Origin of the sequence: Bacillus sp. MM09(2025) (assembly GCF_050496725.1) — a bacterium.
Lineage (GTDB): Bacteria > Bacillota > Bacilli > Bacillales > Bacillaceae > Bacillus > Bacillus pumilus.
The window spans coordinates 757,655-778,992 of record NZ_JBNWEN010000004.1; the positions used below are offsets into that span (position 1 = coordinate 757,655).

The window sequence follows — 21,338 nt, forward strand, 5'->3', positions numbered from 1 at the left end:
TCATCCTTCCGCTTTTAGCTCTAGCAATAGATCTCTTAATTCTGCTGCTTTTTCAAAATCAAGCGCTTTTGCTGCATCTTTCATTTCCATCTCGACCTTTTCGATCACTTTTTCTCGCTCTTTTTTGCTCATTTTTGACAGCTTTGGTGCTGCATTTGTTTCATATTCTTCCGATTCCTCATGTATCTTTGTTGCTTTAATGGCATCTCTAATTTTCTTATGGATGGTTTGCGGAGTAATTCCATATTTCTCATTATACGCCTCTTGCTGCTCTCGTCTTCGCTTCGTTTCTTGAATCGCAATATCCATTGATTTGGTCATTTTATCTGCATACATAATGACCCGGCCTTCTGAATTTCTCGCTGCCCGGCCAATCGTCTGGATAAGGGATCTTTCAGAGCGTAAAAAGCCTTCTTTATCTGCATCTAAAATCGTCACGAGCGACACCTCTGGAATATCCAGTCCTTCACGAAGAAGGTTGATTCCCACAAGCACATCATATTTTCCGAGACGTAAATCGCGAATAATCTCAATCCGCTCAAGGGTCTTAATTTCTGAATGAAGATAATTGACCTTGATTCCGATCTCTTTTAAATAATCTGTAAGATCCTCAGACATTTTCTTCGTCAGCGTCGTCACGAGCACACGCTCATTTTTCTCAACCCGCGCATGAATTTCTCCAATTAAGTCATCAATTTGACCTTCAATTGGACGCACTTCAATAATCGGATCAAGTAAACCTGTTGGACGAATAATTTGTTCCACAACCTCTGGGGTTTTCTCAAGCTCATAAGGACCCGGAGTGGCAGATACATGCACAATATGGTTAATATGCTTTTCAAACTCATCAAAGGTGAGCGGCCTGTTATCAAGTGCTGAAGGCAGACGGAATCCGTGATCAACCAACACTTGCTTTCTTGCTTGGTCCCCATTGTACATTGCGCGGATTTGCGGGATCGTCACATGTGACTCATCGACAACAATCATAAAATCATCCGGGAAATAATCAAGCAATGTGTAAGGTGTTGAACCAGGAGGACGCAAGGTCAGGTGCCTTGAGTAGTTCTCGATTCCTGAACAAAAGCCCATTTCTCTCATCATCTCAAGGTCATATCTTGTCCGCTGCTCAAGGCGCTGCGCTTCTAGCAATTTCTCATTATCTCGAAGCTTTTCGAGCTGCTCCTCAAGCTCTTGCTCAATATTAATAATCGCTTTTTCCATTTTTTCTTCTCTTGTGACGAAGTGAGATGCTGGGAAAATAGCCACATGTTCACGATCACCGAGTATTTCTCCAGTGAGTGCATCCACTTCACGAATACGTTCAATTTCATCACCGAAAAACTCCACTCTGATACAATGCTCATCACGTGAAGCAGGGAAAATTTCAACGACGTCTCCTCGTACTCGGAAGGTTCCACGCTGAAAATCTATATCATTACGAGAATACTGAATGTCCACAAGCTTACGAAGAAGCTGATTACGTTCAATCTCCATTTCAGTACGTAAAGACAGCACAAGCTCTCGGTATTCCTCTGGCGAACCTAAGCCATAAATACAGGAGACACTGGCAATGATGATGACATCTCTCCGCTCAAATAACGAGGACGTAGCGGAGTGTCTCAGCTTATCAATCTCATCATTGATGCTGGCATCCTTTTCAATAAATGTATCAGTCTGAGGCACATATGCCTCTGGTTGGTAATAATCATAGTAACTCACAAAATATTCGACAGCATTATTCGGAAAAAATTCCTTGAACTCGCTGTATAGCTGGCCGGCAAGTGTCTTGTTATGTGCAATGACAAGTGTCGGTTTGTTCACTTCTTTGATCAGGTTGGATACAGTAAAGGTCTTTCCCGTACCTGTAGCACCTAACAGCGTTTGATGCTGTTTCCCCTGATGGATGCCCTCGACAAGCTTTTCGATTGCCTTCGGCTGATCTCCTTGGGGCTGATAGTTAGAAACTAATTCAAAGCGGTCACTCACATCAAAGCCTCCGTTTCGTTACGAAATCTATCTAATGAATATATTATCATAAAAGAACACAAAAATACGAACTAAAGTTCGGCTCTTACTTGATTTTTATTTCCAATACAGTCATACCCTCTCTTCAATGGCAAATAACCCTCTTACGAAAACCTTCCTTTCAGTATGGAACATTTTGGTGAGAGATATTCGATGAGCAGAAAAAGAGAACAAAAAGAAAGCTGCACTCACTAGAATTCGTAAGCACAGCTTAAAAAACGTCATCTTTCGGCCTAACACGCTCTTGATGATGACATCAATGATGTTTTTCAGCCTTTTCTCTCTTTTCAATTTCTTTTTTAGCCATATATAATGCACCAGCTACTAAAGAAATGATATCTAATCCCACAATAAAGTAGGTTTCTGTATAGCCCTTCATGTACGAAGCAAATAAAAGCGCTGCTGTTAATGCAATGCCCACATAATGATTATAAGTAACCTTTGAAAATAAAATAACGAGCAGGAAAGGAAAAACAAGTGCAAAAATGGCTTTTGTAATCACAAAAACCCTCCCTCTTCATGGTCTACTCCCTTGATTATAGTAAAGTTTGGCATATTGAACAATTCACAGTTTTCAATTTCACCTATTTTTCTTTCTGCTCGGAGACTTTTGTTATAGATATAGAAGGAAATTAGTGAGAATGACCCCTTTGAAAAGATAGGTCTTTCCGTCTTTGACAGTAACATCCAATAAATCCTATGATTAAAATGATAGTGCGCACTATCATTTTAGAAACGATAGAGAGACAGACAAACCATTGGCTATTTGGATAAGGGGGCATTCCCATGTATTCAGTTTTATTTCATGCGGCCGAAGAATCCGCAGCACTCGCAGGGGCAAAGGGCCTAAATTTAATCAAATTAAACAATCACGGCCTACCAGTCCCAGATGGTTTTATTATCAAAACCAACAGCTTTTCAAGCTTTCTTTCATATCACAACCTGCATCCAACTGAACAAAACCTTGCTGACAAAATCAAAGAAGCATCGTTTCCTTCTCAAATGGAAGCAGAACTCCTTTCGTCCTTTCAATCATTGCGGAAGACTTATCCCTCAGTTGCAGTTCGATCCTCTTCTGTTGCAGAAGATCTCGAAGGTGCCTCATTTGCAGGACAGTACGAAACTTATTTAAATATCAAAACAAATGAGGAATTCTTACAGGCTGTCAAAGAATGCTGGTCTTCTTATTTTGGAGCGAGAGTGACAGAATATAAGGAAGAGATGGATGAAAACGAGGAAAAGATGCCGCTCATGGCTGTCGTCGTTCAAGGATTGATTCATTCTGACGTCTCCGGTGTCATCTTTAGCGAGAATCCCGTAACAGGAAAAACCAATGAAATGATGCTGACAGCAAGCTATGGACTAGGAGAAGCAATCGTTTCCGGGCTTGTGACACCAGACACATTTGTTATAGACAAAGAGACACTTTCTATTGAAAAATCACTTGGAACGAAAGAGCTGCAAATTATTCCTTATCAAGAAGGTGTCATTGAACAAGCAGTGACGGAGGAAATGGCTGGTCAGTTTTGCCTGAATGATGACCAATTAGTAGAAATCACGCAAATCACCAAACAAGTAGAATCACTTTATGGCCATAGCGTGGATATCGAATTTGGAATAGCAAATGGCACATTTTATTTACTCCAAGCCAGACCGATTACCGCAGCCCTCTCAAAAGCAGCAGATGAAACAGCGGGTGCTTCTTTTCAAATGCAGCCAGACGAGCTGCAGGATTTCTGGATCTCAATGGACGATCATATGCCGGGCCCAACAAGTCCTCTCTTTTCAAGTCTGATCATCCCAGCATTAAAAAGCGGTATGAAGAAAAACGGTGAAAAATATCAAGTGCCTGATCTGAATATTAAAGATATCAAGCTTTATAGAGGTCACCTGTATTCATCACCGTCACTGCCTGAAGCGAGTGCAGAAGCTGCACCAGTATTCGATGAGAGTATATTTGAGTTATTTCCGCATTTAAGTGAACGTATGTATGAGATTTTAGAGAAAAATTTCTTTCCCTTTTACGAAAAACTCGATCATAAAATGAAGGAACCGATGACCATTGAAGAAGCCATCATCGGCTTTGAAGAATTAAAGACTTTTTATATACAAGCATATGATGATCATTTTGATATTGTCATACCACAAGTCATTTTATCGGCTATGATTGAAGACATGCTTGTGACGTATACTGGTGATCAATCACAAGTGATCCTGCTGCATGAGATGATGATAGGCGTGATGAACAAATCTCTTGAAACAGACAAAAAGCTATCTGATTTTGCAAAGAGTGTCCTTCAAGATAATGAACTTCATCAAGCATTTATGAACCATGAAAAAAATCCAGAGCTGCTTGATGCACTCACTCAATCGAAAAAAGGCAGACACTTCATTTCGACATTAGAGGAATTTCTTCAAATCTATGGCTGGAGATCTGTTAAAAGTCATGATCTTACTGAAGAGACATGGGTGGAAAACCCTGAGTTTATACTAGATATCATTAGAAACAACATTCAACACCAAAGTGATTTTGATGAAGAATTTGCACAAGCCGTCATCAAAAGACAAGAGACATATGAACATTTTATGAGCCAAGTGAAGGATGAAGCGTTTAAAACGAAATTTGAGACACTTTACCAATTTGCTCTACAGGCTGCTAATATCCGTGACGATCATCACTTCTACATTGATGCCATGTTAGATGCTAAAGCCAGGGTATACCTATTGAAGATTGGTGAACTTCTTGTACAAAAAGGGGCGATTCCTCATCAAGAAGATCTATGGTACCTCTACGATGAGGAGGTACACACAGCTCTCACAACGTCTACAACATTTAATACAGTCATCGCACAAAGAAAAATTGACATGAAAGATAATGAAGCCATCCAACCACCAGCTTATATGGGCACCCCAACTGAAGCTGAATTGCAGCAAGTAGAAAGAATGCTCGGTTCATTAAGAGAAAATGAAAACAACACAAGCGATATGATCTATGGAATTGGTGCATCTAGCGGTATTGTTTCTGGAAGAGTAAAAGTCATTACATGTGCTGAGGAATTCTCACAATTTCAAAAGGATGATATTTTAGTTTGCAAAACAACCACACCTTTATGGACGAGCTTATTTAGAGATGCAAAAGCAGTCATCACCGATGCTGGAGGCATTTTGTCTCATTCAGCTATTATCGCTAGAGAATATATGATGCCAGCTGTCCTAGGAACCCGAATAGCGACTGAAACACTTCAATCCGGTGACCTTGTGACAGTAGATGGAAGCAATGGACGCATTCAGATATTAAAACAGCATGCACGTGTCTAACTTTATCGTTTTGGATCATATTGGCGGTCATAGGTTTTATCGGTATACTTACTTTGTTGCAAACACATTCATAACCTGAGGTGAGTATGCTTGTTAAAATCTACAAATCAACGAATCATTCGCGCAACAATGGATTTATTGACTGAAAAGGGCTATCAAAAAACAACAACCAAAGAAATAGCCACAAAAGCGAATGTCAGTGAAGCAACAATTTTCCGCAACTTTAAAAACAAACGCGGCGTTATTGCTGCCATTATGAAAATGAAATCAACACCGACGAAAACCCTAGAAGCAGAATTCAAAGGCGATTTATACACCGATTTAAAGTTTCTCGGTTACTATTTCCTTGAGGATTTAACTTCAAAAAAAGAATTTATTTATATCAGCATGCGAGAACCGGCTATGTTTAAAGATCTGACTAGTCATGAAAAAGTTTATCCTCAAGAACTAAGAGAAATGCTGATACAATACTTCAAAAAGATGGGCGCTCAGCATCATGTCTTAAAAGGAAAAGAAGACATTTATGCAGACATTTTCATTAGTACGTATTTTGGTTTTTTTATTCAGCAGCTAGAGCAAGACTTCCAGCTCGTATTAACACAAAAAGATGATTTTATTGAGACATACACACACATTTTCATGAGAGGAATTTCTCCCGCTTAAAGGGTGGAATTCTTCTTTTTTACAAAAGGTGGTATACACATTGAAATTGCAAAAAGAGAGTTTGATCATCTATTCTTTGTTACTTGGAGCTATACTAGTTCCGGTCAACTCAACGATGATCGCAGTCGCTTTATCATCCATATCAACTTATTATGATCAATCCATTTCAAACATTACTTGGGTTGTCACGATTTATCTTATTGTCATGGCGGTCACCCAGCCTATCGCTGGTAAGTTGGGAGATATATATGGGCACCGCCGTATGTATTTAACCGGAGTGACACTCTTTTTAATCGGCTCGATTGGCTGTGCTTTAGCACCTAATCTAGCATTTCTCATCATCTTTCGCTCCATTCAAGCAGCTGGTGGGGCCATATTAACACCGAATAGCATTGCTTTGATTCGTGCAACAGTCTCACCAGAAAAGCTATCTAAAACAATGGGTTACTTTGGATTTGGTGCTGGTATTGGTGCCGCACTTGGGCCTTTTATTGGATCAATTCTCATTCAGAGTTTTGATTGGCATTCCATATTCTTAGTGAATATCCCATTCCTATTTCTTACACTAGTCACCGGTGTTTTACTTATTCCAAAGATAAAGCATACACGTATACATGCAAGAGTAGATATGATCGGTTCATTGTATTTAACCATCGGAATTGCCACAGTCATTCTATGCTCAAAAAGCCAGCTACTAAATGAATATTTAATTTATGGCATTCTAGCATTGATTGTCATTCCTTTATTTTTTAGACATGTACGGAAAGTAAAGAATCCGATCATCGATTTGTCTCTATTTAAAAACAGTTCATTTACAAATGCGAATCTGTCGATCATGCTAAGTAATTTTGTGATGTATGCCATCCTTCTCATCATGCCACTGTTTATGGAACAACAACTTGCCCTTTCTCATACACAAAGCGGTATGATTCTATCGGTATTTTCTCTTTGTATGTCTCTTAGCGGTTTATTAGGCGCAAGACTCCATCCAAAAAAAGGCGCGAAAAAAATGATTCGCTTTTCATTTCTCTGCCTTACTTTATCAGGCATCATGTTAATTGCACTGAGTCAGTACCCAACCTTACCTCTGCTTATCGTGACACTAGTCGCAGGTGGAATTTCATCAGGGATTGGTATGACAAGTATGCAGATGGCTTCTTTAACAGCTGTTGATCAAAGTTTATCTGGTTCGGCCTCTGGTATTTTCTCAACCTTTCGATACTTTGGCAGTATCATTTCGTCGACATTGATTGGTATCATGAGTGGTTTCCAATCTTTATTTATTGTATTAATGGGCGCAGGAATCCTTGGCTTCCTTTTATCCCAACGCGTCAAAACGAAATCTACCTCCCCATCATCTGGGCATTCTGCCTAATGACTCCCTGCGCTCTATGTCGATTTAGAGCGGGGGAGTTTTTATTATTTTTATCACTGTAAGCTATAACAGGCACAGGAATCAAATATTGAAAATCCTTTTTTAAAGAGGAAAAAAACCATATGACTAGACAAAAAAGGAACTTTAAATCGAATTGTCCTCATTCATCCACCTAAAATCTGTTTTTCATCTCTTTCAGTATTGATAACTTCGATTTTTTTTCACAATTTTTGTGGTATGCTTTTTGAAAATAGAGGACACAAAGGAGCGGAAGAATGGAACGTGTAAAATATGTTTTGATCTATTTATCAGCTCTATTGTTATTCCTGTCAGGCTGTGGAAAAGACCAGCAATTTACTCCACCTGGCAGCTCTCAATCGATCGCGGTCATCTCTCAATTAAAAAAAGCCTCCTTTTCAATAGTTGATTTACAAAAGAATAAAATGATCTCTTCCGTTGATTTAAAACATCCGCTCACTGATCTTATCCAAATCAACAAAGACGTCATCATCGCAACTAGTAAAGAAGGAGAATCGCTTATCGAAATTAATTTAAAAAAAGGTACAGCAACAGATTATATGGATGTGAATAAAGGGCTGACTTCCCTTACATATGATGCAGCTTCTCACACCTTAATTGCAGCGGATTCACAGAAAAGTGTCGTTTATTTTATTGATACGCAGCGTAAAAAAATAAAAGCAACTGTAAAGACCGGAAAGTTACCTTCTTCTATGACACTTTCTCCGTCAGGTACTTTATTTGTTTTAAATGCAGAAAGTCATACTGTCTCTGTCATAGATATTGAGAAGGAAAAACAGATACGTACGTTCTCTGTACTTGAACGACCTTCTGGTATTCATTTTGATGGACAATCCATTTGGATCGGTGGTCACGGTAAACCAGGCACCTTAAATAAAAGCATTTTTGCTTACGACCCTAAAACAGGTAAAAAGCAGCGAGAAATAAAACTAGGCGTTATGCCTGTTGCATTCTTTTCAGAGAAAAACTCTTCTACTTTATATGTTCTTTGTCATGGAGATCATACGCTATACAAAGTAGATACAGAGACGAATAAGCAGCTTGCTTCTGTTGAAACTGGTCAAAATCCGAATTATATCACCGCTGATACCACATCAATATATGTGAGTAACTTAGATGACAATTCAGTATCAATTATCGATAAACAGACATTCATGATGAAAAATCGACTGAATGTCTCATCAGGACCTTATGCTATCGTGTTGGAGGAAAAGAAATGAAAGAACAAATGCATATTTTAATCGTAGACGATGAGTTCGATATGCTTGAGTTAATCGGATCCTTCTTAAAAAGACAAGGCTTTCACATCATCACAGCTAATAATGGAATGGATGCCTTACATCAGCTTGAAAAGGAACCCGTTGACCTTGTAGTACTAGATATCATGATGCCTGACATGGATGGATTTGAAGTCTGCCAACGTATTCGTCAAACATCTCAAATCCCCATCTTATTCTTAACAGCTAGAAGTTATGAGGAGGATCGAATTAGAGGGTTAGAAATTGGTGCGGATGACTACATCATGAAGCCTTTCAGTCTACGTGAGCTTGCAGCAAGAATTGAAACAACTTTGAGACGAATTAGAGGGCTTTCGCTAAAGCGCAGCCGCATACAGTTTGATGACATGGAGATTGATCAGGATGGTAGACAAGTCTATATCCATCAGGAGCCCATTAATTTAACTAGAAGAGAATTCGATTTGCTCATGTTTCTTTTACTCAATCAAGGCCAAGTGTTTTCACGAGAACAGCTCTATCAAAAACTGTGGGAATCACATTCTACGAGCGGATCTTTACGAACAGTCGATACACATATCAAAACGCTGAGATTGAAATTAAAGGGAGCGGAACGGCATATAAAAACCGTTTGGGGTGTCGGCTATAAGTTTGAGGAGGAAGAATGAAGCCTTTATCTATTAAAAAGAAGGTGCTCTTCTTAATCCTTGTAGTGACCGGAATCGTTGCTGCTTCAGCTCTTGCCCTCACCTATTACTTATACCAGCACTTATATGTTGATAAACAGATTGATTCCTTAAGTTTACAAGGTAAAAAGCTGGCACAAATCTATCATAAACACGGGAAAGATACGTATTTTACCGATAGAATAAAATGGGCTAACGACTCGAGTCAGGCGAACATTATTTTTACAGATGATCCAATGGAGCTTTCAAGTGGTCTTCCTTTTGATACGAACACAAATGATAATCTCATCACGTTCAAGGAACGCCAAAAGCTCCTTCAAGGGGATACTGTCGTGTTGATTAGAGAACACTCTCAGTTTCATCAAGATATTCTTGGCATCGCCATCCCTGTTTTCTCAAACAAAGATGAGCTATCAGGGACAATTTTTCTATCCATGCCCTTATCGGATGTATATGAACCCTTTGTCCAAATCAGATTGACACTTGGCATATCTATTTTATTAATCCTGCTCCTGATTTTCTTTATCGGATATAAAAGCTCCAATAAAGTCGTTCGGACAATTAATCAGATGAAAGAAATTGCTATGGAAATGGAATCTGGTGATTTTTCAAAACGGATGGCTGTGACCAAAAACGGAGATGAGTTAAACCAACTGAGTCGCTCTTTTAACAAACTGTCTTCTACCCTTGAAAAAGTTGAGCAGCACCGCAGGGAATTTCTTGCGAATGTCTCTCACGAACTTCGGACTCCGCTAAGTTATATGAAAGGATATGCTGAAGGTATTGAAGAAGGGATCATTGATCAAAAAAAAGGAATGCACATCATCCAGGATGAGGCCGCACGTTTAAGCCGGCTTGTGCATGATCTTTTAGACCTTGCGCAGCTAGAAGGAGATTCTTATCCACTAACGATGGAGCCAATCGTCTTTGCTCAGCTGATTCATGACGTTCTTGATCAAATGGCATTTATCGCTAATCAAAAGGACATTTATCTGAAACGGACACTTGATGAAGATTGTATTGTGTATGGCGATAGCGATCGGCTGCAACAAGTGATTCGTAATTTACTGGATAACGCCATTCATTACACTCCCTCTGGAAAATCGGTCTCGATTGAATTACTAGTTCACCAACATAAAGCTGAGTTGAGAGTGACAGATGAGGGCAACGGTATTCCAAAAGAAGACCTTCCACATGTTTCTGAGCGGTTTTACCGAGTAAATAAGGCGCGTACGAGAAAAGATGGCGGCTCAGGCCTTGGACTAGCTATTGTCTATCAAATCATGAAAAAACATCATGGCACGTTCGATATTCAATCTGAGACAGGATGCGGTTCGACAGCCATCATCCAGCTGCCATATACTCCAATCGATGAAGACCTGCCTACGATATAACCAAATAGACTTTGTAGGTAAGGTCATCCGTTTAATCCATATATACGCATCAGTCGCCTAAATTTGAACAGCTATTTTCAGCCCCTTTTTGATCATCTGCTTTTATGTATCAATTTCTTTCAAAAGGTAATTCGGTACTTTAGTTCAAACAATAAAACTACATTAAAAAAGCGTGCGAGACCTTCTTCAAAAGTCCTGCACGCTTTTAAATTAAACAGCTGTTTCAAACCGCTTTCTATTGATGAAGAAAGAAAGCGTGATGATGAGATAGATACCCATTGTGACCATGGTTTGGACAATTGGAGTCGTTGATACTACACCGATAAAAATGGCAATGATCGCAATGACAGAAAACCATGTCGTGAAAGGATACAGTTTGACCCGATATCCTTCTGGTGCTGCTACACTTCGAGACTTTAGATGCCCGACAGCAATAATAAACCAGATGAATAGGACTGTATAACTTAAAGATCCCATTAAATAATTAAAGGTTTGACTTCCTACAAAAAGAGAGATTAATACAGCTGCATACAAAGTAGATGTACATACTAGAATCGCTCTGACTGGCACCTGCTGTTTCGACAGCTTCGAAAAGCCCTTCCATACACGGCCATCCATTGCCTGTGTAAATAGTACCCTTGAAGAAGCATACAGACCAGAGTTCATAGAAGACAAGATCGCTAATAAAATAATCCCGTTCATGATATCACTTGCATATGGCACACCAATCGTTGCAAACACTGTGACGAATGGGCTCACTTGTTCATTGTTTACTTGATTCCAAGGAATTAAGCTGACGATGATGAAGAACGGAAGTACATAAAAACCGATGATTCGTACAAATGTACTTTGAATGGCTTTTGGGATGACTTTTTCAGGGTTTTTCGTTTCTGCTAATGTAACCCCAATCATTTCAGTTCCGCCATATGAATACACGACCACCAGCATTGCCGCAATTAAGCCGCCCGTTCCATTTGGGAAAAATCCTCCGTGGTCGGTTAAGTTGGATAATCCCGGTGCTGCATGCTGTCCGAATGAGACAAACAGCATCGTTAACCCGATGATAATAAATAAAAGAATGACAGCAATTTTAATAGAAGCTAACCAGTACTCTGTCTCAGCAAACATTTTGACTGAACAAACATTGATCAATGTCACAACAAGTGAAATGATTAACACAAGTGTCCAAATCGGTACTTGTGGGAACCAGTACTGAATAAAGATGGCAGACACGATCGCTTCTGCTGCAATGTTCAACACCCACATTTTCCAATAGATCCAGTCTAAGAAATAGGCGGGGTATTTGCCTAACACAGGTTCAATTAAATCACGGAATGTTCTAGCGCCAGGTCGTGCAACTGTCATTTCGGCAAGTCCTTGCATAATAAATAATAAAATAAGACCACCAATCATATATGCCAAAATGACAGCAGGACCCGCGATATCAATGGCAGAACTGCTTCCTTTAAACAGACCAGCACCGATGGCTCCTCCAAGTGCGAGCATCATGATATGCCTTGACGTCATTGTTCGTTTTAACTGTACATGTTCCTTTTCCATTTTCTATAGCTCCTTTAAATTTGAATCTTCAGACAAATATAAGATAAAAGCATATAAAAAAGGCCAGTCATCTCCTTGAAGAGACGACTGACCTTTCAACCGCGTTACCACTCTTATTGACTCAGACATAGCTGAATCCAACTTGAAACCCGATAACGGAGGTCACACGTAAAGACTTACTATTCATTCAGTCTTACCGCTCCTTGAGCGAGTTCAATGATTCGTTTTACTGCGTTGCACCAACCCGCAGCTCTCTTAGAAAACGGATATTCATTTACTATTCTCAAGTCAAAGCGTTTATAGTCAATTTGTCTATTTATCAAAGATTTTATTTTTTAAATATACTGACTAACCACGCAATTGTCAACAGCCTTTTTCCGACATTTCCTTTTAACGAATCCAAACGGCTACTTCATCCATTGGACGACGCGTTTTTCCGCGCTTTGGCTCAACGACTCGATACCCAAAGGCAGCCATGACAGAGATGTCGTACTGACCATCTTCAAGTAATCCTTCTTCCTCAAGCATACGATGAATTTCATCGTAGCTGAATCCCTCAACAGGGCATGAATCAATGCCGATTTGTGCCGCAGCTGTCATCATATTTCCAAGGGCAATATACGTTTGTTTGGAAGCCCAATCGAAGAGCGTACGGTCAGTTTCCATCAAATGAAGATCATTCTCTTGGAATTGTTTGTAGCGTTCTTTTACCATCTCAAACGTTTCGTCTGTCATTCCTTTGATTTCCTTATTGATGTATTCTGCATATGGTGAATCATACCGGGCGTCTGTTCTTGACAAAATGATCACAAAATGGCTGGCAGTTGGCAGCTGCTTTTGCGCACCCCATGTATATTCTTTTAATTTCTCTCTAAATGCTTCATTTTGAACGACGAGGAACTTCCAAGGCTCAAATCCGACAGAGCTTGGGGAAAGTCTTCCTGTCTCTAAAATGAACGCAAAATCATCTTCTGGAATCTTTTTCGCCGGGTCAAACTCTTTTGTCGCATGACGGAATTCATACGCCTCAATGATTTCTTTTTTTAATTGCTCTTTGTCTCGCATGGTATTCATCCTTTCTAGTGAACGGTTAGGGTGTGAAGTTTCACCAATCCAATTTCTTTCCATTCCATATAGAAATTGTTATGATAAGAAAACAAACAACCCGATGTGTGATGTGATATCTCTATGGTAAAAGAAAAGCTTCCTTTGATTCAAGTACGCACATTTTTGTTCGTTAGGTACAATCATGTTCGTTTATCACCCATTTCGTCTTAGAAAGGAGCGTAAAGATGAGTGCACCATCCAATCCAGTCAGTATTGTCAATCATGGCTGTCCCGTTTCAACCACCTCGAGTGTAATAGGAGGAAAATGGAAAGGAGTGATCCTTTATCATTTGACTTGCGGTCCAAAACGATACAATGAATTACGCCGGCTTCTGCCAAGAATTTCTCAGCGTGTTCTTACGCTGCAATTGCGTGAACTAGAACAAGACGGCATTGTTCACAGAGAAGTCTATGAGGAGGTCCCTCCTCGTGTCGAATATTCACTCACTTCTCTAGGAGATACGTTAAAGCCTATTATCTTCGCTATGCGTGAATGGGGCGAATCCTATGGAAAAGAAGCGCGCCCAAAAGAAAAAAGCTGCCATCTCTAGCAGCTTTTTTATGATGAAATCGCCGTTGATTCTTGCTGTGGATCATCCTTTACAAACAGGATGCCAAGCTGATGATGCTCCCCTTCGTAAGAAGCGCGTTTCTCAAACCTTGTCTGACCATTCAAGCCAATGATCTCAAGCTTTGTCAGAGCACGATTGGTTTGAAGGGCTTCGTAAAATTCCGAAACGGTTTTGACTTCAATTCCATTCACCTTTGTAATGACTTCTCCGATCTCAAGCTTTAAATCAGCTGCAGGGGTATTCGGAATGATTCCCAGCACCATTAGCCCCTGATTACGCTTAGAGAAGTAGAATGGAGCCGCATTGTCGTTGACTCGCTGTTTCCATGAAAGGAAAGCTCTACCGGCAATCGCTATTAATACAGCTCCCCATGCAATCGGCTCAAACCAAATACTTGCAGCACCTAGTAAAGCAACAGCAAGTCCAAGCATGAGAATACGCCGAGCTGTAATTTGAATGCTCACAATTGGCAGCGATCCTTGAATCCGCTGCCCGAAACCGATGATGTATGGAATCAAAATAAAAGAAAAGCTTTGATCGTGTACTTGAAGCACCGGCCACCATGGCAGAGAAGAAGTAAATTCACCTGCCGGCATCAGCAAAACAAGCGGTAAAAGCCACAGACGGTTTGCTCGCTGCTGGCCAATCAAAAGTCCTCTCGCACTCATCACCATTGCAGGCGATGTTCGTAAATGCGCCGTTCGATAGGCTAGAATCCCCTCGGTCATTAATAAAAGACCTAGCAGAATGACAACGGCTGATGCATTCATCATTGAGAGCTGCGGCAGCCATGAATGGCTCACTTGGACATACAATAGTCCAAGTGCCGCAATAAAACTGAAACCGAGTGTGTATGCAGACGAAAGCGCACTCGCCTTAAAGAATAAAGAGCAAACGATGGTCATCGCTGCAATCAGCACGATGAATCCAGGCGGGAGGGCAATCCCTAAGCCTACTGAAATAATGGATAGGCAAATTCCTAGAATCCATCCCTTTGAATATGTAAATTTAAGTTCATCGTATACATCTTCTATTCTTGTTTGAAACGCTTTTCTCTCCCGCTTTACGCGGATGTAGCCATGTAACAGGCTGATTAATATCATGAAATAAAAAAGAGGGTGGATTAAAAACAGACCGACCGCTTTTAATCCAGCTCCCATCCACTCCGAGCTCATTATCGTTCACCGCCCAAGTCAAGCATTTTCTCTTATTCTATCAAATAAATCGATGCTTGACACCAGGTTTATTTCTCCTGATTCATCCAAAGTGTGACATTCGACAGTGAAAAATCTTTTAAGTAGTGATTGACATCTACATCTAGTATGCCGCCGAGCAGCTGCATCGACCTCTTGATGTCGGTTAAGTTTATACCAAGTCTCTTATGATTATCCATTAAATAATTGAAGTATATCTCAGCACAGTCTTCATCGATTTCGTCGACTGATTCTACCGTTGTGTAATTGACCAAGTACCTGCTCAACAGCATGAGCAGACTTAATGCCTTTGTAGCGGAAAACGTCACATCTTTCGTACGACTCTTAAGCTCCTCTACCAACTCGTAATATTTTTTCTCTCTCACAATACTTGCCCTTTTCAATTGTGTACCCCCATTTACTAGTTCTTTTAAGAAAAGCGCAAACCTCGGTACAGCTTAATGCTCAAGCTGAATATCCGCAAAAAATAAAATATTTAAAATGAGTGCTACTTTATATTGTAAGAATTATTTATGTAACATACAACTTTCAAAAGTTTCATTTTCATGACATGTTTAAATCAACAGAAAGTCTCTTATCTAAATATGTTATCGGGTAAAATCGGAGGAATGTTATGTTTTTTGTAAAATAAATGAATATATTTCTCGATATAATTTATTTTTAAGAATAAACTATTACATGTTTGTGACACTTATGAACCAAAAAAAAGAGGCATTTATTCGCCTCTTTATTTTTTAAGATATAGTGCTTTTAGTGCAGTCTGCAGTTGAAGATCATTTTTTTCATAGGATTTCACTTCATCCACCATTTTGTTCATCATTTTCGCTGTCTTCAGATCAATTACACCTGATTTATTAAGATTGTATGTGCTTTGGAAGGCTAATACCGCCTTTTTCGTTTCTTCATCAAAGTAGCCATCTACTCTGCCGGGGTCGAATGACAAGCCCTTTAATAGCGTCTGTGCTTGTCTCACTTCTTCATTGTTCATATCAAGCTGAAGAGGTTCTTTCAGCTGAAGCGGACCTACAGTAAAGTAATCTGGCTGATGAATCGCAATGGTCGGTACGACACCTTTTTTGTGAATCCAATTCCCTTTTGGCGTGAGCCATTTATACAACGTTAATTTAATGTTACTGCCGTCACCCATTGGAACCGCCTGCTGCACAGTGCCTTTGCCAAAGGAGACATCACCGACAACTTCATATTTTCCGGCTTCTTTCATAGCACCTGCAAGTATTTCAGAAGCGGATGCACTGCCTTTATCAATTAAGACATTAACTGGGTAAGGCTTCTGTTCCTTCCGCTTTGAAAAATATCGTTTCCTGTCGCCGTTCCGTTCTGCAATTTGAATATATGGCTGATCCTTTGTAATAAAGTGCTTTAAAATGTCTTCTACACTTTGCAGATAGCCGCCAGGGTTTCCTCTCACATCAAGCACAAGGCCTTCTATGCCCTTTTTCTCGAGCTGTTTCAGGCTTGACGTGAAATCCTTCGCAGTATCTTCTGAAAAGCTTGAGATCGCGATATAGCCTGTTTTATGTCCATTTACCTCTTTCACAGAGGAAGTCACGGTTTCAAGCGGGATTTCTTCTCGTTTGATTTGGAAGGTTAACTCTTTTTCAATCCCATTTCGTCTGATTTTGAGAGCGACGGATGTTCCTTTTTTCCCTCTTATTTTCAGTACAGCATCGTTTAAGCTTTTTTCTTTCATCGACTCACCATCAATGCTGATGATTTCATCTTTCGGCTTTAGACCTGCTTTTGCTGCGGGGGATTTTTTAAAGGCAGAGACGATAATGATTTTTCCTTCATCCATCCCCACTTCTGCCCCAATTCCCTCAAAAGAAGAATCAAGCGAATCAGAAAATTGCTTGGCAGTTTGCTTGTCCATGTATACTGAATATGGATCATTTAAAGTTGAAAGCATTCCTTGAATGGCGCCTTCAAGCAGCTTTTGGCGATCCACTTCCTCTACATATTCATTCGAAATAAGGTCATAGGCTTTCTCAATTTTCTCCATCCCATTCTCTTTCGCCTTATCACTTGATTGAGCTTGTCCAGCCATTGCAGCAGCTGCTTGCGGTGACTCCGCATGAGTTCCCTCTTTATGCGTCATCACCCCTGCACTAATTAATAGAACGACACTTGCCATAATAGATGCGATTTGTTTTTTCATATTTGGCCTCCTTCTTCAACTCTTCCTGATGACCTGAGTTATTATATGCCAGAAGAAGGGATTTCATGTAAAGACATTCTGCCGCGAAGGCTTGACTAATTATTTTATTAGGTGTAATTTTTATTTTGTTATGATCGAGAAGGAGTCTTCGCTATGTATATTATATTGACGATGCTATTATTAGGAATTTTATTAGGATTTGTAGGAGCAGGCGGGGCTGGTTTTGTCATCGCATTGCTTACGTTAATTTTTGATATCCCTATCCATACCGCACTTGGGACGTCTTTAGCCGCAATGGCATTTACGACGTTATCAGGTGCATACAGCCACTACAGGGAAGGGAATATTCAGCTGAAATCTGGTTTGATTGTCGGAGCTTTGGCTTGTGTGGCTTCCTTTGCAGGAGCTAAGATCGCTCCTTTTATTCCAGAAGGAAATCTGCACTATTTAACAGCCGGAATGCTCTTTTTATCTGCTGTGTTTATGATGATCAAATTATTTGTTCTGAAGGAAGAAGCTGAGCAGCAGCCGCTTTCTTCACGTCAGCTGCTCATAAGGGGTATTATTTTAGGACTTGTATCCGGATTGCTGTCAGGTATGTTTGGTATCGGGTCCGCACCATTTATCCAAGTAGGACTTTTGATTTTACTGAGACTTTCCATTCGACAGGCAGTTGGCACGACGATGCTTGTCATTATTCCGATTTCCATCGGTGGTGGAATTGGATATATTACAGAGGGCTATGTTGATTTTATCTTACTCATTCAAATTTTAATCGGAACAGTATTAGGGGCTTATATTGGCGCAAAATTCACACGTCTTGCACCGAAGCTTTTATTGAAATCGGCTGTACTGCTAACACCTATTATTGCCGGTTTACTGCTGTTATTTTAATTTTATTTAGAATAAAAAAAGCCGATAACATGATGTTATCGGCTTTTTGATTAGCGGATATATTGCGCTGGGTTGACTGCATTTGATTTAGCACCATTCCATAATCCTTTATGAATTTCAAAATGGAGATGCTGACCATGTGACTGGCCTGTATTCCCCATATATCCAAGGAATTGTCCTTGCTCGACTCTCTGCCCTGTGGACACACTTCTTGTAGATAGGTGGGCATATACCGTTTGATAAGTCTGTCCATTGATATTATGCGTAATGAATATCACGTTCCCGTAGCTTGATGAGTAGCTTGAGTTCGTGACTGTTCCAGATGCTGCTGCGACGACAGATACTGTGCCTTTTGCTGCAATATCTAATCCAAAGTGGTTTCCGCCAGAACGCCCGCCAAAGCCAGATGAGAAGCGCCCTGCAGCTGGTTTAATAAAACCTGAGCTGCTTGCTGGTGTATCAGATACTTGATCTGAGCCGCCACTTTGAGGTGCAGGTGCACTTTTTTCAGCTGCTGCTTGTTCTGCTTTCTTTGCTTCTTCCTTTTGTCGGCGTGCTTCCTCAGACTTCACAGCCGCTTTTTGGTTCGTTAGAATTTCTTGTTCATTTTCGAGTTTGCCTAATTCATCATGGGCATGGTTCTTTTTATCTGTTACATCCCCTAAGATTTTCTCTTTTTCTTTTTGCTGTTTAGACAAATCCTTTTTCAACTCTTCTAGCTCTTTCAGAGATGTTTCAAGTCCACTTAGCTGATTATTTAGCTCTGCTTCTTTTTGCTCCACCAGCTTTAAATCATTTTCATGTTCTGTAATCATGTCTTTGTCTGCTTCGACAATGGTTGTGACAGCTCCAACACGACCGACAAAATCACTAAAGCTGCGAGCACCCAGCAGCACATCTAAATAGTTGATCGTACCGCCGCTTTTTTGCATCGAACGAATTCGATCTTTGAAAATAGCTTTTCTTTTTTCAATTCGATCATTGATGACTTGAATGTCCTTTTTTAGTTTCTTGATCTCTTGCTTCGTTTGTTTGACTTCTTTTTCTTTTTCTGCCACTTTTTCAGTTGCAGCACTTACCTTATGATCAATCTTTTCAATTTCTTTTTTGAGCTTGGATTCTTTCTTTTCAAGCTTAGCCAGCTCTGATTTCTTTTTCTTCAAAGTTGATTCAGTCTTTGATGTTTTCTCTTCGATTTGTTGACGCTTTTTATCTAGGTCTTCGTATGCGAATGCACGATTCTCATTCCCTGGAATATATAGCCACGTTGTTCCAATAAATGCTGCCATTCCAGCCATCATCAGCTTTCTTTTCAAAACGATATTCCCCTCCTATGACAACTGCCTGCATGAAGAGTCGACCGGATGAACTGGTTCAACCGGTCACACCTTCTATCAAATTCTCGAGTGCTGCCATCAAAAATAGATTTATACTTTTAAGAATTTACGGATGGACGTCAAGCTTCCCCATACACCAATGATTGCACCGATTAAAAGAAGGACCAGTGACACTTGATAAACAAACGGGTTATATGGAAGCATGGAAATAAATGAGCCTTGTACTCTCGGTGCCACCCAGCCCACTGCATATTGATATGTGCCAAGTAATAGAGCAATTGGTATAATGGAACCAAATACACCGAGCAGTAATCCTTCAATAAAGAATGGCCAGCGGATAAACCAGTTCGTTGCACCTACAAGCTTCATAATCTCGATTTCTTTACGTCTAGCAAAAATCGTAATTTTGATCGTATTTGAGATCAAGAACATGGCTGTAAATAAAAGCCCAATAATAAGCGCAATCCCTACATTTCGCGCCACTCCGACCACATTAAAGAGTCGGCTGACTTCTTCTTTACCGTAGGTTACTTTATACGTACCTTTTAGGTTTTCTAATTTCTTCGCAACTTTTGGTGTATCGTGTGGATCTGATGTTTTCACAATAAACGCATCGTTTAATGGGTTTTCTTGATCAACAAGTCCCATGGATTGTCCATTTTCACCAAAGCTTTTAATCAGTGCTTTTAGTTCATCATCCTTGGATGAGTATTTCACATCACTGATTTCAGGAATCTTCTCAATTTCTGCTTTTAATTCATCCTGCTGCTTTTGATTCGCGGTTAAATCGATTAGAACTTTTACTTCTACTTCTTTCTCAGCGTTCGATGCCATGTTATTCAAGTTGAGCATAATCACAAGAAAAACCCCAACTAAAATCAATGTGACAGTGACCGCACTAATTGATGCAAATGTCATCCACGTGTTTCTTCCAAGTGAACGGAAGCTCTCACGTAAATGCCGCGAGAGAGTTTTAATCATAAATGCCGTACTCCCCTCTTGCTTCGTCACGCACAATCATTCCATCTTCGATTGCGATGACGCGTTTCTTCATGCTGTTTACAATCTCTTTGTTATGTGTTGCCATAACGACTGTTGTTCCTCGGTTATTAATCTCTTCGAGTGTCTTCATGATTTCCCAAGAAGTGTCTGGGTCAAGGTTTCCTGTCGGCTCGTCTGCAATGACTACCTCAGGATTATTCACGATCGAGCGAGCGATGGATACACGCTGCTGCTCACCGCCAGACAGCTGGTCAGGAAATTGTCGCGCTTTGTGCTTGAGCTGTACCAAATCAAGTACATCCAGCACTTTTTTCTTAATGATTTGAGGCTGTTCCCCAATGACTTCGAGAGCAAATGCCACGTTCTCAAACACAGTGAGAGTTGGGAGTAGTTTGAAATCTTGGAATACTACGCCAATTTCTCTTCTTAAGTAAGGTATTTCTTTTTCCTTAATCGAGCCTAAATCTTTGCTATTAATTAAGATTTTCCCTTTGGTTGGCTTCTCTTCACGATACATCATTTTGATGAAAGTGGATTTACCAGCACCACTGGGACCAACAACATACACAAACTCTCCTGGGTGGATAGAGACATTGATTCCATTGATCGCCTTTACACCGTTAGGATAGATCTTGTAGACTTCCTTCATTTCAATCATGTAATCACCTAATCTTTTCTTATTTCTGACTAACAGCTTATCATGATGTTTTGACAGTAATCGTCAAAACACGTTATGTATGG

General features: G+C 40.1%; 18 protein-coding genes and 1 other annotated feature. Of the genes, 8 read left to right on the plus strand and 10 right to left on the minus strand.

Going from position 1 to position 21,338, the window contains the following annotated elements; all coding sequences use genetic code 11:
- Both uvrB and ACQYAC_RS10295 read right to left on the minus strand, forming a co-directional pair.
- Positions 1-1,986, minus strand: a complete 1,986-nt coding sequence (uvrB, locus tag ACQYAC_RS10290; RefSeq protein WP_044139364.1) for an excinuclease ABC subunit UvrB — start codon at positions 1,984-1,986, stop codon at positions 1-3.
- Between the two features lie 295 nt (positions 1,987-2,281).
- A complete protein-coding gene (locus ACQYAC_RS10295; RefSeq protein ID WP_012011392.1) occupies positions 2,282-2,527 on the minus strand; it encodes a CsbA family protein in 246 nt (81 codons plus the stop codon).
- A 284-nt stretch (positions 2,528-2,811) separates the two neighbouring features.
- On the opposite strand from ACQYAC_RS10295, the gene ACQYAC_RS10300 reads away from it, so the two are divergent.
- The 6 genes from ACQYAC_RS10300 (at position 2,812) to ACQYAC_RS10325 (ending at position 10,735) form a co-directional block, all read left to right on the plus strand.
- Positions 2,812-5,343: a PEP/pyruvate-binding domain-containing protein gene (locus ACQYAC_RS10300; RefSeq protein ID WP_429943238.1), complete on the plus strand. Its 2,532-nt coding sequence runs from the start codon at positions 2,812-2,814 to the stop codon at positions 5,341-5,343.
- 90 nt (positions 5,344-5,433) lie between these two features.
- A complete protein-coding gene (locus ACQYAC_RS10305; RefSeq protein WP_429943239.1) occupies positions 5,434-6,006 on the plus strand; it encodes a TetR/AcrR family transcriptional regulator in 573 nt (190 codons plus the stop codon).
- A gap of 40 nt (positions 6,007-6,046) precedes the next feature.
- Positions 6,047-7,381 carry an MFS transporter gene (locus ACQYAC_RS10310; RefSeq protein WP_169055775.1) on the plus strand — a complete coding sequence of 445 codons (1,335 nt, stop codon included), beginning with the start codon at positions 6,047-6,049 and terminating at the stop codon, positions 7,379-7,381.
- A gap of 275 nt (positions 7,382-7,656) precedes the next feature.
- Positions 7,657-8,640 (plus strand): YncE family protein, encoded by a 984-nt coding sequence (locus tag ACQYAC_RS10315; protein ID WP_429943240.1) that lies wholly within the window; start codon positions 7,657-7,659, stop codon positions 8,638-8,640.
- Positions 8,637-9,323, plus strand: coding sequence for a response regulator transcription factor (locus ACQYAC_RS10320; protein ID WP_169055777.1), 687 nt, complete (start codon positions 8,637-8,639; stop codon positions 9,321-9,323). The genes ACQYAC_RS10315 and ACQYAC_RS10320 overlap by 4 nt, the downstream gene beginning before the upstream one ends.
- Positions 9,320-10,735 (plus strand): HAMP domain-containing sensor histidine kinase, encoded by a 1,416-nt coding sequence (locus tag ACQYAC_RS10325; protein ID WP_429943241.1) that lies wholly within the window; start codon positions 9,320-9,322, stop codon positions 10,733-10,735. Before ACQYAC_RS10320 ends, ACQYAC_RS10325 begins: the two co-directional genes overlap by 4 nt.
- Positions 10,736-10,945: 210 nt before the next feature.
- Here the strand turns inward: ACQYAC_RS10325 and ACQYAC_RS10330 are convergent, their stop codons facing one another.
- Together ACQYAC_RS10330 and ACQYAC_RS10335 are read right to left on the minus strand one after the other, a co-directional pair.
- Positions 10,946-12,295, minus strand: a complete 1,350-nt coding sequence (locus ACQYAC_RS10330) for an amino acid permease (protein ID WP_058013583.1) — start codon at positions 12,293-12,295, stop codon at positions 10,946-10,948.
- 76 nt (positions 12,296-12,371) lie between these two features.
- Positions 12,372-12,596: a binding site (T-box leader), on the minus strand.
- An 89-nt stretch (positions 12,597-12,685) separates the two neighbouring features.
- Complete coding sequence (locus ACQYAC_RS10335) at positions 12,686-13,360, minus strand: NAD(P)H-dependent oxidoreductase (RefSeq protein WP_429943242.1); 675 nt, start codon at positions 13,358-13,360, stop codon at positions 12,686-12,688.
- 227 nt (positions 13,361-13,587) lie between these two features.
- Here ACQYAC_RS10335 and ACQYAC_RS10340 point away from each other — a divergent pair, with 227 nt between their 5' ends.
- On the plus strand, positions 13,588-13,953 hold the full coding sequence (locus ACQYAC_RS10340; RefSeq protein WP_058013581.1) for a winged helix-turn-helix transcriptional regulator: 366 nt from the start codon (positions 13,588-13,590) through the stop codon (positions 13,951-13,953).
- Between the two features lie 8 nt (positions 13,954-13,961).
- On the opposite strand, the gene ACQYAC_RS10345 is transcribed toward ACQYAC_RS10340, so the two are convergent.
- The 3 genes from ACQYAC_RS10345 to ACQYAC_RS10355 all read right to left on the minus strand — a co-directional run bounded on the left by ACQYAC_RS10345 (position 13,962) and on the right by ACQYAC_RS10355 (position 17,364).
- Positions 13,962-15,149, minus strand: coding sequence for a PDZ domain-containing protein (locus ACQYAC_RS10345; RefSeq protein WP_058013580.1), 1,188 nt, complete (start codon positions 15,147-15,149; stop codon positions 13,962-13,964).
- A 68-nt stretch (positions 15,150-15,217) separates the two neighbouring features.
- On the minus strand, positions 15,218-15,571 hold the full coding sequence (locus ACQYAC_RS10350; protein WP_007500014.1) for a swarming motility protein SwrAA: 354 nt from the start codon (positions 15,569-15,571) through the stop codon (positions 15,218-15,220).
- A 344-nt stretch (positions 15,572-15,915) separates the two neighbouring features.
- The gene (locus ACQYAC_RS10355) at positions 15,916-17,364 is read right to left on the minus strand and encodes a S41 family peptidase (protein WP_144461722.1); all 1,449 of its coding nucleotides are present in this window, start codon (positions 17,362-17,364) and stop codon (positions 15,916-15,918) included.
- A 153-nt stretch (positions 17,365-17,517) separates the two neighbouring features.
- On the opposite strand from ACQYAC_RS10355, the gene ACQYAC_RS10360 reads away from it, so the two are divergent.
- Positions 17,518-18,258, plus strand: a complete 741-nt coding sequence (locus ACQYAC_RS10360; protein ID WP_003213751.1) for a sulfite exporter TauE/SafE family protein — start codon at positions 17,518-17,520, stop codon at positions 18,256-18,258.
- 50 nt (positions 18,259-18,308) lie between these two features.
- Here the strand turns inward: ACQYAC_RS10360 and ACQYAC_RS10365 are convergent, their stop codons facing one another.
- From ACQYAC_RS10365 to ftsE, 3 genes are all read right to left on the minus strand, one after another.
- The gene (locus ACQYAC_RS10365) at positions 18,309-19,574 is read right to left on the minus strand and encodes a murein hydrolase activator EnvC family protein (RefSeq protein ID WP_429943243.1); all 1,266 of its coding nucleotides are present in this window, start codon (positions 19,572-19,574) and stop codon (positions 18,309-18,311) included.
- 111 nt (positions 19,575-19,685) lie between these two features.
- Complete coding sequence (ftsX, locus tag ACQYAC_RS10370; protein ID WP_012011409.1) at positions 19,686-20,576, minus strand: permease-like cell division protein FtsX; 891 nt, start codon at positions 20,574-20,576, stop codon at positions 19,686-19,688.
- Positions 20,569-21,255: a cell division ATP-binding protein FtsE gene (ftsE, locus tag ACQYAC_RS10375; protein WP_061409748.1), complete on the minus strand. Its 687-nt coding sequence runs from the start codon at positions 21,253-21,255 to the stop codon at positions 20,569-20,571. Before ftsE ends, ftsX begins: the two co-directional genes overlap by 8 nt.
- Between the last annotated feature and the right edge of the window lie 83 nt (positions 21,256-21,338).

What these genes read in the sequence shown, in the direction of transcription:
- ACQYAC_RS10300 (WP_429943238.1), top strand. Translation starts at nt 2,812, where the DNA reads ATGTATTCAGTTTTATTTCATGCGGCCGAAGAATCCGCAGCACTCGCA.
- ACQYAC_RS10315 (WP_429943240.1), top strand. Translation starts at nt 7,657, where the DNA reads ATGGAACGTGTAAAATATGTTTTGATCTATTTATCAGCTCTATTGTTA.
- ACQYAC_RS10320 (WP_169055777.1), top strand. Translation starts at nt 8,637, where the DNA reads ATGAAAGAACAAATGCATATTTTAATCGTAGACGATGAGTTCGATATG.
- ACQYAC_RS10325 (WP_429943241.1), top strand. Translation starts at nt 9,320, where the DNA reads ATGAAGCCTTTATCTATTAAAAAGAAGGTGCTCTTCTTAATCCTTGTA.
- ACQYAC_RS10330 (WP_058013583.1), bottom strand. Translation starts at nt 12,295, where the DNA reads ATGGAAAAGGAACATGTACAGTTAAAACGAACAATGACGTCAAGGCAT.
- ACQYAC_RS10335 (WP_429943242.1), bottom strand. Translation starts at nt 13,360, where the DNA reads ATGCGAGACAAAGAGCAATTAAAAAAAGAAATCATTGAGGCGTATGAA.
- ACQYAC_RS10340 (WP_058013581.1), top strand. Translation starts at nt 13,588, where the DNA reads ATGAGTGCACCATCCAATCCAGTCAGTATTGTCAATCATGGCTGTCCC.
- ACQYAC_RS10345 (WP_058013580.1), bottom strand. Translation starts at nt 15,149, where the DNA reads ATGAGCTCGGAGTGGATGGGAGCTGGATTAAAAGCGGTCGGTCTGTTT.
- ACQYAC_RS10355 (WP_144461722.1), bottom strand. Translation starts at nt 17,364, where the DNA reads ATGAAAAAACAAATCGCATCTATTATGGCAAGTGTCGTTCTATTAATT.
- ACQYAC_RS10360 (WP_003213751.1), top strand. Translation starts at nt 17,518, where the DNA reads ATGTATATTATATTGACGATGCTATTATTAGGAATTTTATTAGGATTT.
- ftsX (WP_012011409.1), bottom strand. Translation starts at nt 20,576, where the DNA reads ATGATTAAAACTCTCTCGCGGCATTTACGTGAGAGCTTCCGTTCACTT.
- ftsE (WP_061409748.1), bottom strand. Translation starts at nt 21,255, where the DNA reads ATGATTGAAATGAAGGAAGTCTACAAGATCTATCCTAACGGTGTAAAG.